Here is a 15074-nt window from a genome sequence, read left to right as displayed (position 1 = left end):
GCGTCTTAGATGTCGGCGGTAAGGCGACCGTAAAGCTCGGGGCGGCGATCGCGGAAGAAGCCGAACGCGGCGCGGTGGCGCTTCACGCGATCGAGGTCGAGCGTGGCGGTGATCACGCCTTCCTCCTCGCGGCCGAGCTCTGCAACGACGTCGCCGCGCTCGTCGCAGATGAAGCTGGTGCCATAGAAGGTCTGGCCGTGCTCCGTGCCGATCCGATTGGCGGCGACCACGGGCACGACGTTCGATACGGCATGGCCGACCATGGCGCGGCGCCAGAGGCGGGCGGTGTCGAGCGAGGTGTCGTGCGGTTCGCTGCCGATTGCGGTGGGGTAAAAGAGGACCTGCGCGCCCATCAGCATCATGGCGCGGGCGGTTTCGGGATACCATTGATCCCAGCAGATGCCGACGCCGAGCTTCGCGCCCTTGCTTTCGGCTGGGCCGTCCCACACCTTGAAGCCGGTGTTGCCGGGGCGGAAGTAGAATTTCTCTTCATAGCCCGGGCCATCGGGGATGTGGCTCTTGCGATAGACGCCCTGGATCGCGCCGTCGGGGCCGATCATGGCGAGGCTGTTGTAGTGATGCGGGCCGTCAGCCTCGAAGAAACTCGTGGGGATGGAGACCTTTAGCTCGGATGCCAGAGACTGCATGGCAAGAACGGCCGGGTGCTCGGCCGTGGGCTTCGCGTTGGCGAACAGGCCCTCATCCTCGACGCGGCAGAAATATTCGCCCTCAAACAGTTCTGGCGGCAGGATAACCTGCGCGCCCTTGCCCGCTGCCTCTCGCACCAGACGCGAGACGTTGGCGATGTTGGCATCGAGATCGGCGGAGAAGGCGAGCTGCAGCGCGGCGACGGTGATTTCGGTCATGCGCGGCCATGTAGGTGATGCGGCGGGCGCTCGCCACCCTTGGCTGAAGCGCGGCCTGCTGGCGGCGAAGATTGGCCGCGCCCGGCCACCGGGCGGCCTGTTGCCGGCGCAATTTGGCCACGCCGCCCGATGTCGCGGCCAGATGATCAGAAGATCGTGTAGCCACCGTCGATGGTGAAGGTGTCGCCGGTGTGGAAGCGCGATGCGTCGGAGGCGAGGTAGACGGCGAGGCCGCCGAAATCCTCCGGCTCACCCCAGCGGCGCATCGGCACGCGCGAGATGACCTTTTCGTTGAAGCGATCATTCCCCTGCGCGCGCGACGTCATGTCGGTCGCAATCCAGCCGGGGAGGATGGCGTTGGCGCGGATGCCGTAGCGGGCGTACTCGACTGCGAGGCCGCGCATCATCGGGAGCAGCGCGCCCTTGGTGGCGGCATAGGCCTGGTTCCGCGGCGCGCCGTGCACCGCGGAGGTGGAGGAAGTGGCGAGAAGCGAGCCGCCGAGATCGCCGCCCTTTGCGCGGGAGACCATGTGGCGCGCCGCCTCCCGCAGCGTCCAGAACACGCCGTCGAGGTTTACCGCCAGGACGCGGCGCCACAGATCGGTGCTCATCGTATCGAAGCTGTCGGCGCCTTCGCCGACGCCGGCGTTGGCGGCGACGAAATCGAGCCGGCCCATGGTGTCCACCGCGCGGGCGACGCCGTCGCCGACCGCGGCTTCGTCGGACACATCGACGCGCTCGACCAGAATGCGGGTGCCGTGCGCGGCGAGACGCTCCTGCGCGGCGGCGTTCTTGGTGGGATTGTTGCCCCAGATGACCACGTCCGCCCCGGCCTGCGCCAGCGCGTCGGCCATGCCGATGCCGATGCCGCCGTTACCGCCGGTGATCAGCGCGACCCGTCCGCTGAGGTCGAAGGGTTTGTAGGCCATGATCCGCTCTCCTGTTGTTTTATCGGCAGGAGCCTAGCCAAGGAGCGGGGCGGGTGGCCAGTGCGAACCCGCTTAGTGGCACGGGGGGGTAGAGCGGGGGCCGGTAACGGCGCGACGGCTGGTTTCGCCGCCGCGCCGATGTCGCCTTACTGCGCGGCGCCGACCTGGCTGTGGCGGCGGCCGAAGCCGAAGTAGATCGCCAGCCCGACGATCTGCGCGATGACGAAATAGGTCTGCGTCGTGCTGGGCAGGCTGTAGAACAGATAGGCGCAGCCAAGGATGGCGATCGCGCCGACCAGGGCGGCGGCGGGGACGCGGAACTTGCGTTCGGCCTCGGGCGCGCGGCGGCGCATGATCAGCATGCAGCCGGCGACCGAGCCGAATGCCACCAGCGTGCCGGCATTCGCCAGCGCGGCAAGCTCGTTCAGCGGGATGAGGCCGGCGAGCACCGCGACGATCGCGGCGGTGAACAAGGTGACGCGCGTGGGCGAGCCGCGCTGCGACACCTGCGCCAGGCTGCGCGGCAGCAGGCCGTCGCGCGCCATGACGAAGAAGATGCGGCTCTGGCCATAGAAGAAGGCGAGGATCACCGTCGGGAGCGCGATCACCGCCGAGATAGCGAGATAGCGCGCAGCCCAGGGATGCTGCAGCTCGCGCAGGATCAGCGCCAGCGGCTCCGGGCTGTTGGCGAAGGAGGTGTAGGTGAGCGCGCCGATCGCGCAGGCCGCGACCGCCATGTAGATGAGCACGCACAGCACCATCGAGCCGACGATGCCGATCGACAGATCGCGCGCCGGGTTCTTGGTTTCCTCCGCCGCGGTGGCGATCGCGTCGAAGCCGTAGAAGGCGAAGAAGATGATCGCGGCGGCAGCCATAACGCCGCGCTCGACGCCATCGGCGGTCACGGACTTGCCGAAGCCGAAGGGCATGAACGGCTCGAAATTGGCGCTGTCGAACGACGGCAGCGTGACGGCGACGAACACCACCAACGCGGCGAGCTTCACCAGCACCAGCACGGCATTCAACGTGGCGCTTTCGCGGGTGCCGAGGATCAGCAGGCCGGCGACCACGAAGATGATGAGGACGGCGGGGACATTGACGATGCCGCCAAGCTCCGGCCCCTGCATCAATGCCATCGGCACGCCGAAGGCGTCGTGGAGGAGCGGCGCGGCATAGCCCGACCAGCCGACCGCAACCGCGCTGACCACCAGGGAATATTCGAGAATGAGGCTCCAGCCGACCACCCAGGCGAACAGCTCGCCGATCACCACATAGGAATAGGTGTAGGCGCTGCCCGAGGCGGGGATCATGGTCGCCATTTCGGCGTAGGCGAGCGCGGCGCAGGCGCAGATCGCGCCGGCGATGACGAAGGACAGGATGACGCTGGGGCCGGCCTTGTCCGCGCCGACGCCGATCAGCGTCAGGATGCCCGTGCCCACGATCGCGCCGACGCCCAAGGCGATGAGGTGCGGCCACGACAGGCTCTTGGTCAGCCGGTGCTCGGCGCTGACCTCCTCATGCGAGAAGGCCGACTTTCGGGAATTCCAGCTCACTTTATTCTCCCCCAGCGGCCGCGCTGAGCCGTTCGGCGCGGCCTCCTCCCATGTCCGTTTCGCCGCGCTGATCGCGGCTGCGATGGCGTGCGGTGTAGCGCCGCCGCCGCGCACGGCAATGGTGCCTGCGCCGGTGCGCGGTGCAAAGGCCAACTTTGTTCGGGCAAACGCAAGCTTTGGTGGCCGCCGGTGCGCGGGCGTTGGCGCGGGTGGACAGCCCGAGCGGAACCTGTGATCGAAGCGGGATGACCGAGCGTTTTCTAGACATCGAGCCGACTGACGACCCCGCGCGTTTCCGCCTGCACGTGACCGATCAGGTCTGCGTCGGGCCACCGGGCAACGTCTTCATGTTCGGCGGCGTCGGGCTGGGCGCGGCGACGGTGGCGGCGGAGCGCGCGACGGGGCGCGGGGTGATCTGGTCCACCGCGCAGTTCATCTCCTATGCCCGCGTCGGCGATACGCTGGACCTGTCGGTCGAGGTGCTGTCGGGCGGGCGCAACATCAGCCAGGTGCGCGTGACGGGTACCGACAAGGGCAAGCTGGTGATCTCCGTGAACGCCGCGCTGGGCGACCGAGACGGCATGCCGTCTGCGCAATGGGTGACGCCGCCCGACATGCCGCCGCCCGAGGAATGCAAGGCGCGGCCGCTGTGGCCGGCGCAGGACGCCAAGCTGATGGACCGGCTGGACGTGCGGCTGTCGCCTGGCCGCTATGGCGCGGTGCCGCTCGACGGCAATCCGTCCGCCGACGGTCGCATGGTGGTGTGGATCCGCACCAAGGATGGCGCGCCGGTGGATACCAGCGTGCTGGCGGTGTTTGCCGATTTCGTGCCCTCCGGCCTTGCTTCCGCCTTCGGGCGGCGCGGCGGGGGCAACAGCCTGGACAATACGCTGCGCATCGCGCGGATCGTGCCGACCGAATGGGTGCTGTGCGACGTGAAGATCAGCGCCGCGAGCCGCGGATTCGGCCATGGCGCGATCCACATGTTTGCGCAGGACGGCACCATGATGGCGAGCGGGAGCCAGTCGGCGATCCTGCGCTTCATGGACCCGGCCTGACGAACCTGCCGCGCACGGGACGACAATGCGTCGTCCCGGGCAGGCCCCCGCTTAGCTCGGGTGCGCTTCCGACTCGCGCTCGGCGGGGGTGTCGGTGGTCGGCACCGCTGCCGTGTCGGTCTTGCCGTCCGACGTGGCGGCGGCGTTCTGATAGGCGGCGCTCTCGTCGGCGATGCCCGCGTCCTGGCTGCGCTTTGCCGCGTCCTTGAAGTCGCTGGTGGTCTGATCGGTCATGACGATCTCCTTTGCTGGTGACGGGATAACGCGCGAGCGGGCAGCTGGGCTTCATCGCGCGGCAAAGGGCGTCGCGGCGGGCGGGGGCTGCGATGCGCCGCGCGGTTTGGGGTTGGGGCGGTTTGTGATTAGGGGAGCGCCTCCTGGGCGTAGGGTGTGACGATGCTTCGACCGATCCTGGCTGTTTTCGAGCCATTCGTGCTGGCGCTGTTGGGGACGGTGGTGCTGGCGTCGCTGCTGCCCGCGCGCGGCGTGGGCGTGCCGATCTTCGAGGTGCTGACAACGGCGGCGATCGTGCTGCTGTTCTTTCTGCATGGCGCGAAGCTGTCGCGCGAGGCGCTGCTGGGCGGCGCGCGCAACTGGCGGCTGCACCTGGCGGTGCTGACCACCACCTTTGTGCTGTTTCCGATGCTGGGGCTGGGGCTCGTTACCTTGCCGTTCGTGACGGGGACGATGGCCGCGGGACTGCTGTTCCTGACGCTGCTGCCGTCGACGGTGCAATCGTCGATCGCATTTACCGCGATTGCCGGCGGGAATGTGGCGGCGGCGGTGTGCAGCGCGTCCTTCTCCAACCTGCTGGGCATCGTCGTGACGCCGGCGCTGGTGGCAATCCTGATGTCGCTGCCGGGCGCGTCGGCGAGCATCTCCACCGATGCGATCGAGGGGATCGCGCTGCAATTGCTGCTGCCGTTCCTCGCCGGTCATGCGCTGCGGCCTTGGATCGGCGGGTTTGTGACGCGGCACAAGCCGCTGGTATCCACCGTGGATCGCGGGTCGATCCTGCTGGTGGTCTATACCGCGTTCAGCGCGGCGGTGGTGGAGGGGCTGTGGCAACGTGTGTCGGGCGAGAGCCTGGCGGTGCTGCTGGCGACCTGCTGCGCGCTGCTGGCGGTGGTCATGCTGCTGACGCTCGGGCTAGGGCGGCTGCTCGGGTTCAGCCGCGAGGACCGCATCGTGCTGTTGTTCTGCGGGTCGAAGAAGAGCCTGGCGACGGGCGTGCCGATCGCGGGGCTGCTGTTTCCGGCGGCTGAGGTCGGCGCGGTGATCCTGCCGGTCATGGTGTTTCACCAGATCCAGCTGATCGCCTGCGCGGTGATCGCGCGGCTGTATGCCGAGCGCGCGGGGCGGGCGGCGGCGCTTACCTGACGCGCGGGCCGGTGCCGGTAAACTTCACCGCATCTCGACGTCCCAGCGGGTCACCGTCAGCTTGCCGAGGCCGCGTACCGGCTCGACGCCGATGGCGAGGCCGGACATCCATTCGTTGCCGGTGATCTTCCCGTTCTGCTGCAGCCATTCGAGGAACGGCAGCATGTCGAGCGTGCCGGTGCGCAGGTCCTGCGGCTGTTCGGGCGCGATCATCAGGAACTTTTCCGCCATGCGGGCGGACCAGCGGCGGCCCTGTGCGTCGACGAAGGTGCCGATGGGCGTGGCGCGGTCGAAATAGGCACGGGTGCTGGGGGGCAGGTGGAAGAACCAGCCGATCTCGATCACCTTGGCGTTCACGTCGGTGGGGCTGGAACGCAGGTAGAATTCGGTCAGGACGTTGCCGTCGCCCCAGCCGGTGTCGATCGTCCAGGCGAAGCGCTGGCGTAGCGCGCGCAGGTCGCGCACGCGGATCGGGGCAACGGCGGTTTCGGGCTCGCCGCCGTCGTAATTGCCGTACATCACCGCGTCATAGCCCCAGACGCCGGGGCCGAAGCCGGCGTTGACGGGGGGCCAGCGCCAGCGAAAGCTGGTGTTGGCGGGGAAGCGGGCGAGGTCCACCACCATCTTGTCGGCGTGCCGCGCCCAGGGTTTCAGCACCGTCACTTCTTCGCCGCCCCACGGCTGCGCAAAGGCGAAGAAGCGGTCCTTGGTGAAGGGCGTCTTGGCCGACACGACCACCTGACCGGGGCCGGCGGAGGGGCGGGTGGCGACCACGAAGATGCCGAAGGCGAGCAGCGCGACGACCAGCACACCAAGCAGGATCCGAAGAAATTTCACCGCAAATCCTGTTCGTTGCGCCCGAGATTTGCCGGAACCGCTACAGCCATGCGCGGTGGCGATCAATCGCGGCGTACACCGCCGAGCAGGCGTCGCGCCGCGCGGGTGGTGGGCACCTCGACCCAGTTATAGGCGGCAAAGCCGAGCGCGACCGAGCCGAGCACGATGGCGATGCCGAGCGGCCAGACCCAGGCGGCAGCGACGGTGATCGGGGTCAGCATGGCGAGCAGCAGCGGGTGGGTGAGATAGAGGCTGTAGCTGACGTCGCCCAATCGGCCGAGCAGGCCGATGTGGCGGCGGCCGATGTGCCGTTCCAGCATCACGCCGCCCAGCACGATCAGCACCGCCGGCGGCGCGAAAAAGGCGACGCGCGGCAGCGGCGGATCGAGCAGCGACAGGGCGGCAAAGGCGATGCCGATCAGCGCGGCGCCGAGCGCCGCGGGCGCCTGCATCAGCCGGCCGCGGCCGTAGCCGATCACCATGCCGGCGACGAATTCCAGCGGGATCGGGCTGGTCACGCGGACGAGAAATGCGCTGTCGGCGGGGACGACGGGGCGCAGCGCGGTGATCGCGACGAACAGCAGCGCCATGATCGCGATGCGCCCCAGCACGGGGACGCGCAGCAGCGCGGCGAAGACGAGATAGAAATAGATTTCGTAGTTGAGCGTCCAGCCGGGGCCGAGGATCGGGCTGGTGTCCTGCACGCGCGCGTTGAAGTAAAAGATGAACAGGAACGAGAAGGCGACCTCGCCGAGTGTCGGCAGCATCTGGCCGCGCAGCGCGAGGATGGCGATCATCGCGAGGGTCGCGAGCCAGTAGATCGGCACCACGCGGGCGATGCGCGAGGCGAGGAAGCGGCGGGCGGTGACGGGGCGGTCGGCGGTGGCCGTCACCATCACGAAGCCGCTGACGACGAAGAAGATGTCGACGCCCGAGGCGAGCCAGTGCGGGCGGCTTCCTTCCGTGATGAGGCCGAGATCGTAGCCGGCGTGGTACAACAGCACCATCAGCGAGGCGAGCCCGCGCAGATACTGGATCGACAGGAACACGCCGCCGCCATGCCCGCCATCGAACGGCGCGCGACGCGCATCGCGGCGTTCGAGGAGAGAAGTCATGAGCGCGGCTTTCGCATGGGTCAGCGGGCTTGTACCCGAACGCGCGCGGCTGCCAAGGTTGCGGGCAAGGATGCGGGCGATAGGCATTGCTATTGCCCGCTCGGCCAACCGACCGGTACAGATCGTATCCGATCGCATTGCGCGTAAGACAAACACAGGAGACGAGGGTGGCCGTGAACAACCTGCTTGAACCGCTGACGCTGACGCGCGGGCCGGCGATGAAGAACCGTTTCATGCTGGCGCCGCTGACCAATCAGCAAAGCCATGCCGATGGCCGGCTGTCCGACGCGGAGCATCACTGGCTAACGATGCGCGCCAAGGGCGGCTTTGGCATCACCATGACGGCGGCGGCGCATGTCCAGGCGGTGGGGCAGGGCTTCGAGGGGCAGCTTGGCGTGTTCGACGATGCCCAGCTGGAGGGGCTGACGAAGCTGGCCGATGCGATCCGCGCGGCGGGCTCGATCTCGTCGGTGCAGTTGCACCATGCGGGCAACCGGTCGCCCAAGGAGCTGGTCGGCACGCCGGTCTGCCCGTCGGACGATCCGGAGACGGGCGCGCGCGGGCTGACGCTTGCCGAGGTGGAGCAGCTGCGCGACGATTTCATCGCCGCGGCCAGGCGCGCCGAGCAGGCGGGCTTCGACGGGGTCGAGATCCACGGGGCGCATGGCTATATCCTGGCGCAGTTCCTGTCGGCCGAGATCAACAAGCGCGACGATCGCTACGGCGGCAGCCTGGAGAATCGCGCGCGGCTGATTTTCGAGATTATCGACGGCATTCGCGCAACCTGCGGCAAAAACTTTCAGGTCGGCCTGAGGCTGTCGCCCGAACGCTTCGGGCTGAAGCTGGCCGAGATCCGCGATGTGGCGGCCGACGTGCTGCGGCGCGGGGATATCGATTATCTCGATATGTCGCTCTGGGACGTCACCAAGGAGCCGTATGAGGAGGCGCATCAGGGCCGTTCGCTGATGAGCTATTTCACCGAGCTGCCACGCGGCGATGTTCGGCTGGGCGCAGCGGGCAAGGTGATGACGGCGCGCGAGGCGGCCGACGTGCTGGCGGCAGGATGCGATTTCGTGGTGATCGGGCGCGGGGCGATCCTGCGGCACGATTTCCCCGAGCGCGTGCGGCAGGACGCGGATTATGTCTCGCCCGCGCTGCCGGTGACGGTGCAGCACCTGCTGGACGAAGGGCTGAGCCCGCAGTTCGTGGAATATATGCGCAACTGGAAGGGCTTCGTGGCGGAGGATGTCGCCGCCTGACGCGTTTGGGCCGGTGTGACGCGTCGCAGCGGCGCGCCGGTTTATTGCTGCTGGAACCGCTCGTTGATGCTTTGCGCCGCGGCGCGCAGCTCGGGCACCAGTTGCTGGCGCATGTCCTCGACCGGGAAGCGCATCGACGGGCAGCAGGCGTTGAGTGCGGCGATGACATGGCCGCCTGCGTCGTAGATCGGCACCGACAGCGAGCGGACGCCGACCTCCAGCTCCTCGTCCACCAGCGAATAGCCGAGGTCGCGCACCTCGGCGATCACCGCGCGCAGCTGCTTCACCGTGCGCACGGTGTTGGACGTATGCTCCTCCAGCACGAGGCGCTTGAAGTAGCGTTCCAGCGTCTCGTCGCTCTCGCCGGCGAGCAGCACGCGGCCGGTCGACACGGCGTAGGCGGGCAGGCGATTGCCGATGTTGAAATTGACCGAGATCACGCGATCGGGCGTCGAGCGCGCGAGATAGGTGACGTCATCGCCGGTGAGGACGGCGGTGTAGATCGATTCCTGTGTCTTCTGCGACAGGGCGTTCATCACCGGCTGTACGATGTCGAGGATGCCGACCGAGGACAGCGCCGAATAGCCGAGCTGCAGCACCTTGGGCCGGAGCGAGAAGTGCCGGTCGCGCTTCTCGGCATAGCCTTCGCGCACCAGGGTGAGCAGCAGGCGTCGCGTGGTGGCGCGCGACATGCCCGTGACCTTTGCCACATCACTGAGTGTCATCGACGGTGTGTCGCGCGTAAAGGCGCAGATCACCTCAAGCCCGCGCGCGAGCGAGGCAACATAATCGCGATCGCCGTCATCCGATTCGTTCAACGACACGGCGGCTTCTTCATCCGCGAACTGGCCGGCTGCCGTGGCTGACATCGATATTATTCTCCGGGGGTGTGCCGCGTAGCTAACGGGCGGTGGCGAAAACGGAAAGATACTGATTTACCATGGCGTAAACCATGGATTGCGGTTCGCAAGCGCCACCACGTTCCGCAACGAAGTGTGTGCGCTATCGCAACATAAGTTCGCTATGCGGTCATATGCGTTGACTGCTAATGGAGTTGGCGCACATTGAAGCGATCGGCGGGGCGGGGAGCCAGCCGGCAAAAGGGGACGGGACATGCGAAAGACATTCGCGGTCGGCGCTGCTGTTGCGGCGCTGACGCTGGGGACGCATGCGCTGCGCGCAGAGGACTTCCGGGTCGAACTGGCCGCGCCCGGCGCCAAGGAGGCGCCCTATGAGGGGCGCGTGCTGCTGGTGCTGGCGGCAAGCGACAAGAGCGAGCCGCGGTTCCAGGTGGACGCCAGCCACGACGCCGCGCAGGTGTTCGGCATCGAGGTGGAGGGCTTCCGCAACGGCTCCGCCAAGGTGATCGGCACGGACGTGCTGGGCTATCCGGGCCGTAGCCTTTCAGACATTCCCGCCGGCACCTACACCGTGCAGGCCGTGCTGCATAAGTACGACACGTTCACGCTGGGCAATGGCAAGGTGGTGAAGCTGCCCGCCGCGCGGGGCGCGGGGCAGAACTGGCGCAAGGAGCCGGGCAACATCATCAGCAAGCCGATGAAGGTGAACTTCGATCCGAAGCGCCCCGGCGAGATCAAGGTCGCGCTGACCGATGTGATCGGGCCGGTCGAGGAGCCGAAGGACACCGAGTTCGTCCGGCATTTTAAATTCAAGTCCGAGCGGCTGTCGAAGTTCTGGGGCCGCGACGTCTACATGCGTGGGCACGTGCTGGTACCCAAGGATTTCGACAAGCATCCCGAGGCGAAATATCCGCTGGCGATCTTCCACGGGCATTTTCCGGAGGATTTCGGCGGTTTCCGCACCACGCCGCCCGATGCGAACATCAAGTGCGAACCGAACAAGCGGTTCATCAACGAAACCTGCTATGCGCGCACCGAGCAGCAGGAAGCGTATGATTTCTACCAGAAGTGGGTGTCGCCCGACTTCCCACGCATGCTGATCGTCGAGATCGACCACTCGAACCCTTATTACGACGACAGCTATGCGGTGAATTCGGCCAATATCGGGCCGTATGGCGATGCCATCACCTATGACTTCATCCCGGCGCTGGAAAAGAAATTCCGCGGGATCGGCCAGGGCTGGTCGCGGTTCCTGTACGGCGGGTCGACCGGCGGCTGGGAAGCGCTGGCGGTGCAGGTGTTCTACCCGGACGAATATAACGGCGCGTTCGCGGCGTGCCCCGATCCGATTGATTTCCGTCAGACGATGGTGACGGACATCTACAAGGACAAGAACGCCTATTTCTGGACCGGGCCGTTCGGGAAGGTCGCGAAGCCGGGCAAGCGCGATTACCTCGGGCACATCTCGCACACGATCGAGGACGAGAACCGGCTGGAGCTGGTGCTGGGCGACAAGACGCGCTCGGGCGGCCAGTGGGACGTGTGGGAAGCGGTGTATTCGCCGATGGGCGCGGACGGCTATCCCAAGCGGATCTGGAACAAGGCGACCGGCGAGATCGATCCCGAAGTCGCCGCCTATTGGCGCGACAATTACGACATGCGCTACATCCTGCAGCGCGACTGGCAGAAGCTGGCGCCGAAACTTCAGGGCAAGATCCACATCTATGTCGGCGACATGGACAATTTCTACCTGAACAATGCCGTCTATCTGATGGAAGATTTCCTGAAGACAGCAAAGCCGGCGTACGGCGGCGAGATCCTTTATGGCGATCGCGACGAGCATTGCTGGAACGGCGATCCGACGCAGCCCAATTCGGTCGGGCGGCTGCGCTACAACTGGATGTACGTGCCCAAGATCCTGCAGCGGATCGAGGCGGCGGCACCCAAGGGCGCCGACCTGACGAGCTGGCGGTACAAGTAACCGCCAGAACGCGCGCCGCGCCGGCGCTTAACGGAAGCACTGGTAACTACCAAGACGATCGCCGCGCCGGCGGGGGAAGCCGGCGACGGACGATATTTCTTTATCAAAAATCGGGGAGATATACGATGACGAACAGGTCACATTTACGTCGTTTCCTGCTTTGTTCGGCCGTGATGCTGGGCGGCGCGGCGATGCCGGCACTGGCGCAGGAAAGCCCGGCGGACGCCACCACGGCGAGCGGCGGCGGCGGCGATATCGTCATCACCGGATCGCGCATCCGCTCGCCCAATCTCGAAAGCGTCAGCCCGGTGACGACCGTGGCGGCCGAGGAGTTCGCGATCCGCGGCACGGTGCGCACCGAAGACCTCGTCAACCAATTGCCGCAGGTGTTCGCGGCGCAGGGCGCGGCGAATTCGAACGAAGCGACCGGCACGGCGCAGGTCGACCTTCGCGGCCTCAGCCCGTCGCGCACGCTGGTGCTGATCAACGGCCGCCGCCTGCCGTACGGCTCGCCCAAGAACATCCCGTCGGACATCAACCAGGTGCCGACGCCGCTGATCCAGTCGGTCGAGGTGCTGACCGGCGGCGCATCGGCGGTGTACGGCTCCGACGCGATCGCGGGTGTCGTGAACTTCAAGCTCGTGGAGAATTTCAGCGGCGTTCGCTTCACCGGCAGCATCGGCGGATACCAGCACACCAACGATCGCGACGGCCTGCGCGACCTGCTCGACCGCAATAACGAGCGGGTGCCGGGCGCGTATCTGAAGCCGGACAAGAACGTGTGGAACGGCTTCACCACCGAGGTCTCGGCGGTGTTCGGCGGCAATCTGGACGAGGGCCGCGGCAACGTCACCGGCTATGCCACCTATCGCAAGGTCAACGCGATCCTGCAGCGCGACTATGACTACAGCGCCTGCGCGCTGGGCGCGACGGGGACGGGCGGCAGCGAATTCTCGTGCAGCGGCTCGGCCACCAACGATCCGGCAAACTTCACCAATGCGGGCCGCATCCCGGGCCTGCCGACCTCGTTCCGCGCGACGCGCGACGGGCAGTTCGTGCCGGGCACGCTGACCTACAACTTTGCGCCGTACAATTATTACCAGCGCCCCGACGAACGCTACACGCTGGGCGCGACCGCGCATTATGAGGTGAACGAGAATTTCACCCCGTATCTCGAGGTGGGCTTCATGGAGGATCGCTCGGTCGCGCAGATCGCGCCGGGCACCAACAGTGCCGGCATCACCGTGGGCGCGGGCAGCATCAGCGGCATCAACTGCGACAATCCGTTCCTGAGCGCGCAGCAGGCGAGCTATCTGTGCACCAGCCGCGGGCTGTCGACCGGCAGCATCTATGACGCGGCGGGCAATTATGTCGGCCCGCAGTCGGTCGCGAACGGCGTGCTGGTCGCGCGCCGCAACGTCGAGGGTGGCAACCGCCAGGACGACATCCAGCACCAGAGCTATCGCATCGTGGTGGGCGCGCGTGGCGACATCGGCGGGCCGTTCAAGTACGACGTCTATGGCCTGTACTCGAAGGTGAACTATCGCAGCCGCTTCTCGGGCGACGCGAACCGCCAGCGGACGGCCAACGCGTTCAACGCGGTGCGCAATTCGGCCGGGCAGATCGTCTGCGCGATAAACGCCGATGCGAACCCCAACAACAATGACGCGCGCTGCGCGCCGCTCAACTATTTCAGCGGTGCCGCCAGCCAGGATGCGGTGGATTATGTCGCGGAGGTGAAGTCGATCACCGGCGACACCAACCTCGTCAACATCGTCGCGGCGGTGGACGGCAACCTGGGCGAGTGGGGCTTCACCTCGCCGTTCGCCAACACCGGCGTCGCGGTCGCCTTCGGCTACGAATATCGCAAGAACGCGGTCGATTATCAGCCGGACGAAATCTACCAGGCGGCGGCCAGCCCGGAGCTGCCGATCAGCGGATCGGTTGCGGTGAAGGAGCTGTTCGGAGAACTGATCGTACCGCTCGTGGAGGATCGCCCGTTCTTCCAGAGCCTGTCGTTCGAGGGCGCGTATCGCTATTCGGACTATGACAGCGGGTTCAAGACCGACACCTACAAGCTGGGCCTGAACTGGTCGCCGGTGCGCGATTTCCGCCTGCGCGGATCGTATCAGCGGGCGGTGCGGGCGCCCAACGTGATCGAGCTGTTCTCCAGCCAGCAGCTGTTCGAGGTCGAGCTGACCGAGAATGCCAACGGCTCGTACGATCCGTGCTCGGGCGCGAACCCGATCGCGACGGCGGCGCAATGCGCCCGTACCGGGGTGACGGCGGGGCAATATGGCAACATCGTCGACAATCCGGCGGGCCAGTTCAACTCGCTGATCGGCGGCAACCCGGACCTCGATCCGGAAACCGCCAAGACGCTGGCGCTGGGTGCGGTGTTCGAGCCGCGCTTCGTGCCGGGGCTTTCCATCTCGGTCGATTATTTCGACATCAAGGTCGACAACCTGGTCGGCAGCGTGAACCCGAACCTGTCGATCTCGAACTGCCTGGCGAACGGCGACCCGTATTTCTGCAGCCTGATCCAGCGCAGCCCCGACAGCGGATCCTTGTGGCAGGGCGAGAACGGCTTCTTCCGCCGCTTCAACGTCAACACCGGATCGCTGCAGACCAAGGGCGTCGACGTGGTGGTCGATTACCGGATGCGCCTGGACGATCTGGGCATCAACGCCGGCCGCCTGAACTTCAATTTGGTGGGCACCTACCTCGACTCGTATAAGACGGTGCCGCTGCCCAACTCGCCGCAGTCCGACGTATATGAGTGCAAGGGGCTGTATGCCGGCCTGTGCGGTCGTCCGCGGCCGGAATGGCGCCACAAGTTCATGACGACCTGGTCGCCGGCCGATCGCTTCAGCCTGACCGGCACGTGGCGCTACGTCTCGTCGGTGAAGATCTCGCAGACCAGCAGCCAGCCGGCGCTGACCGGCAGCTTCTCCGAGGTGAACCGCGAGCTGGGCGCGCGCAATTACTTCGACCTCGCCGCCGCGTTCACGGTGCGCAAGGATCTGGTCTTCCGCGCGGGCGTCAACAACCTGTTCGACAAGGATCCGCCGCTCACCACCACCGCGGCGATCGAGGATGGCGGCAACGGCAACACCTATCCGCAATTCTATGATGCGGCAGGCCGTTACTTCTTCCTGAGCGCCTCGGTCGGTTTCTAAAGATCGTGACGCTTGAACCGGGGGCGTGCGCTGTTACGCCTCCGGTTATCGTTTTTG

General features: G+C 66.5%; 12 protein-coding genes. 5 read left to right on the top strand and 7 right to left on the bottom strand.

Annotated features, from left to right (window positions below; all coding sequences use genetic code 11):
• Positions 1-5: 5 nt before the first annotated feature.
• The 3 genes from aguB to SPDO_RS12445 all read right to left on the bottom strand — a co-directional run bounded on the left by aguB (position 6) and on the right by SPDO_RS12445 (position 3348).
• Entirely contained in the window at positions 6-866 is an 861-nt protein-coding gene (aguB, locus tag SPDO_RS12455) for an N-carbamoylputrescine amidase (RefSeq protein WP_088367797.1), read from the bottom strand.
• 146 nt (positions 867-1012) lie between these two features.
• Complete coding sequence (locus tag SPDO_RS12450) at positions 1013-1795, bottom strand: SDR family NAD(P)-dependent oxidoreductase (protein WP_088367796.1); 783 nt, start codon at positions 1793-1795, stop codon at positions 1013-1015.
• 146 nt (positions 1796-1941) lie between these two features.
• On the bottom strand, positions 1942-3348 hold the full coding sequence (locus SPDO_RS12445) for an amino acid permease (protein WP_088367877.1): 1407 nt from the start codon (positions 3346-3348) through the stop codon (positions 1942-1944).
• A 245-nt stretch (positions 3349-3593) separates the two neighbouring features.
• Here SPDO_RS12445 and SPDO_RS12440 point away from each other — a divergent pair, with 245 nt between their 5' ends.
• Positions 3594-4406 (top strand): acyl-CoA thioesterase, encoded by an 813-nt coding sequence (locus SPDO_RS12440; RefSeq protein WP_088367795.1) that lies wholly within the window; start codon positions 3594-3596, stop codon positions 4404-4406.
• A gap of 51 nt (positions 4407-4457) precedes the next feature.
• On the opposite strand, the gene SPDO_RS12435 is transcribed toward SPDO_RS12440, so the two are convergent.
• Complete coding sequence (locus SPDO_RS12435; protein ID WP_088367794.1) at positions 4458-4640, bottom strand: hypothetical protein; 183 nt, start codon at positions 4638-4640, stop codon at positions 4458-4460.
• Positions 4641-4802: 162 nt separating this feature from the next.
• On the opposite strand from SPDO_RS12435, the gene SPDO_RS12430 reads away from it, so the two are divergent.
• The gene (locus tag SPDO_RS12430; protein WP_088367793.1) at positions 4803-5786 is read left to right on the top strand and encodes a bile acid:sodium symporter family protein; all 984 of its coding nucleotides are present in this window, start codon (positions 4803-4805) and stop codon (positions 5784-5786) included.
• A 24-nt stretch (positions 5787-5810) separates the two neighbouring features.
• On the opposite strand, the gene SPDO_RS12425 is transcribed toward SPDO_RS12430, so the two are convergent.
• Together SPDO_RS12425 and SPDO_RS12420 are read right to left on the bottom strand one after the other, a co-directional pair.
• Positions 5811-6623 carry a hypothetical protein gene (locus SPDO_RS12425; protein WP_088367792.1) on the bottom strand — a complete coding sequence of 271 codons (813 nt, stop codon included), beginning with the start codon at positions 6621-6623 and terminating at the stop codon, positions 5811-5813.
• Positions 6624-6685: 62 nt separating this feature from the next.
• Positions 6686-7738, bottom strand: a complete 1053-nt coding sequence (locus SPDO_RS12420) for an acyltransferase family protein (RefSeq protein WP_158212195.1) — start codon at positions 7736-7738, stop codon at positions 6686-6688.
• 167 nt (positions 7739-7905) lie between these two features.
• On the opposite strand from SPDO_RS12420, the gene SPDO_RS12415 reads away from it, so the two are divergent.
• The gene (locus SPDO_RS12415) at positions 7906-8997 is read left to right on the top strand and encodes an NADH:flavin oxidoreductase (protein ID WP_088367790.1); all 1092 of its coding nucleotides are present in this window, start codon (positions 7906-7908) and stop codon (positions 8995-8997) included.
• A 41-nt stretch (positions 8998-9038) separates the two neighbouring features.
• Here the strand turns inward: SPDO_RS12415 and SPDO_RS12410 are convergent, their stop codons facing one another.
• Positions 9039-9866, bottom strand: a complete 828-nt coding sequence (locus SPDO_RS12410) for an IclR family transcriptional regulator domain-containing protein (RefSeq protein ID WP_088367789.1) — start codon at positions 9864-9866, stop codon at positions 9039-9041.
• A gap of 244 nt (positions 9867-10110) precedes the next feature.
• Here SPDO_RS12410 and SPDO_RS12405 point away from each other — a divergent pair, with 244 nt between their 5' ends.
• Together SPDO_RS12405 and SPDO_RS12400 are read left to right on the top strand one after the other, a co-directional pair.
• Positions 10111-11838 carry an alpha/beta hydrolase gene (locus SPDO_RS12405; RefSeq protein ID WP_088367788.1) on the top strand — a complete coding sequence of 576 codons (1728 nt, stop codon included), beginning with the start codon at positions 10111-10113 and terminating at the stop codon, positions 11836-11838.
• A 125-nt stretch (positions 11839-11963) separates the two neighbouring features.
• A complete protein-coding gene (locus SPDO_RS12400) occupies positions 11964-15017 on the top strand; it encodes a TonB-dependent receptor domain-containing protein (protein WP_088367787.1) in 3054 nt (1017 codons plus the stop codon).
• Positions 15018-15074 lie beyond the last annotated feature (57 nt).

The sequence above is a fragment of the Sphingomonas dokdonensis genome (genome assembly GCF_002197685.1).
Taxonomy (GTDB): Bacteria; Pseudomonadota; Alphaproteobacteria; order Sphingomonadales; family Sphingomonadaceae; genus Sphingomonas; species Sphingomonas dokdonensis.
Note: the sequence above shows the minus strand (reverse complement) of the source record. Positions and strands in the feature narration are given on the sequence as shown.

What these genes read in the sequence shown, in the direction of transcription:
- aguB (WP_088367797.1), bottom strand. Translation starts at nt 866, where the DNA reads ATGACCGAAATCACCGTCGCCGCGCTGCAGCTCGCCTTCTCCGCCGAT.
- SPDO_RS12450 (WP_088367796.1), bottom strand. Translation starts at nt 1,795, where the DNA reads ATGGCCTACAAACCCTTCGACCTCAGCGGACGGGTCGCGCTGATCACC.
- SPDO_RS12440 (WP_088367795.1), top strand. Translation starts at nt 3,594, where the DNA reads ATGACCGAGCGTTTTCTAGACATCGAGCCGACTGACGACCCCGCGCGT.
- SPDO_RS12435 (WP_088367794.1), bottom strand. Translation starts at nt 4,640, where the DNA reads ATGACCGATCAGACCACCAGCGACTTCAAGGACGCGGCAAAGCGCAGC.
- SPDO_RS12430 (WP_088367793.1), top strand. Translation starts at nt 4,803, where the DNA reads ATGCTTCGACCGATCCTGGCTGTTTTCGAGCCATTCGTGCTGGCGCTG.
- SPDO_RS12420 (WP_158212195.1), bottom strand. Translation starts at nt 7,738, where the DNA reads ATGACTTCTCTCCTCGAACGCCGCGATGCGCGTCGCGCGCCGTTCGAT.
- SPDO_RS12410 (WP_088367789.1), bottom strand. Translation starts at nt 9,866, where the DNA reads ATGTCAGCCACGGCAGCCGGCCAGTTCGCGGATGAAGAAGCCGCCGTG.
- SPDO_RS12405 (WP_088367788.1), top strand. Translation starts at nt 10,111, where the DNA reads ATGCGAAAGACATTCGCGGTCGGCGCTGCTGTTGCGGCGCTGACGCTG.
- SPDO_RS12400 (WP_088367787.1), top strand. Translation starts at nt 11,964, where the DNA reads ATGACGAACAGGTCACATTTACGTCGTTTCCTGCTTTGTTCGGCCGTG.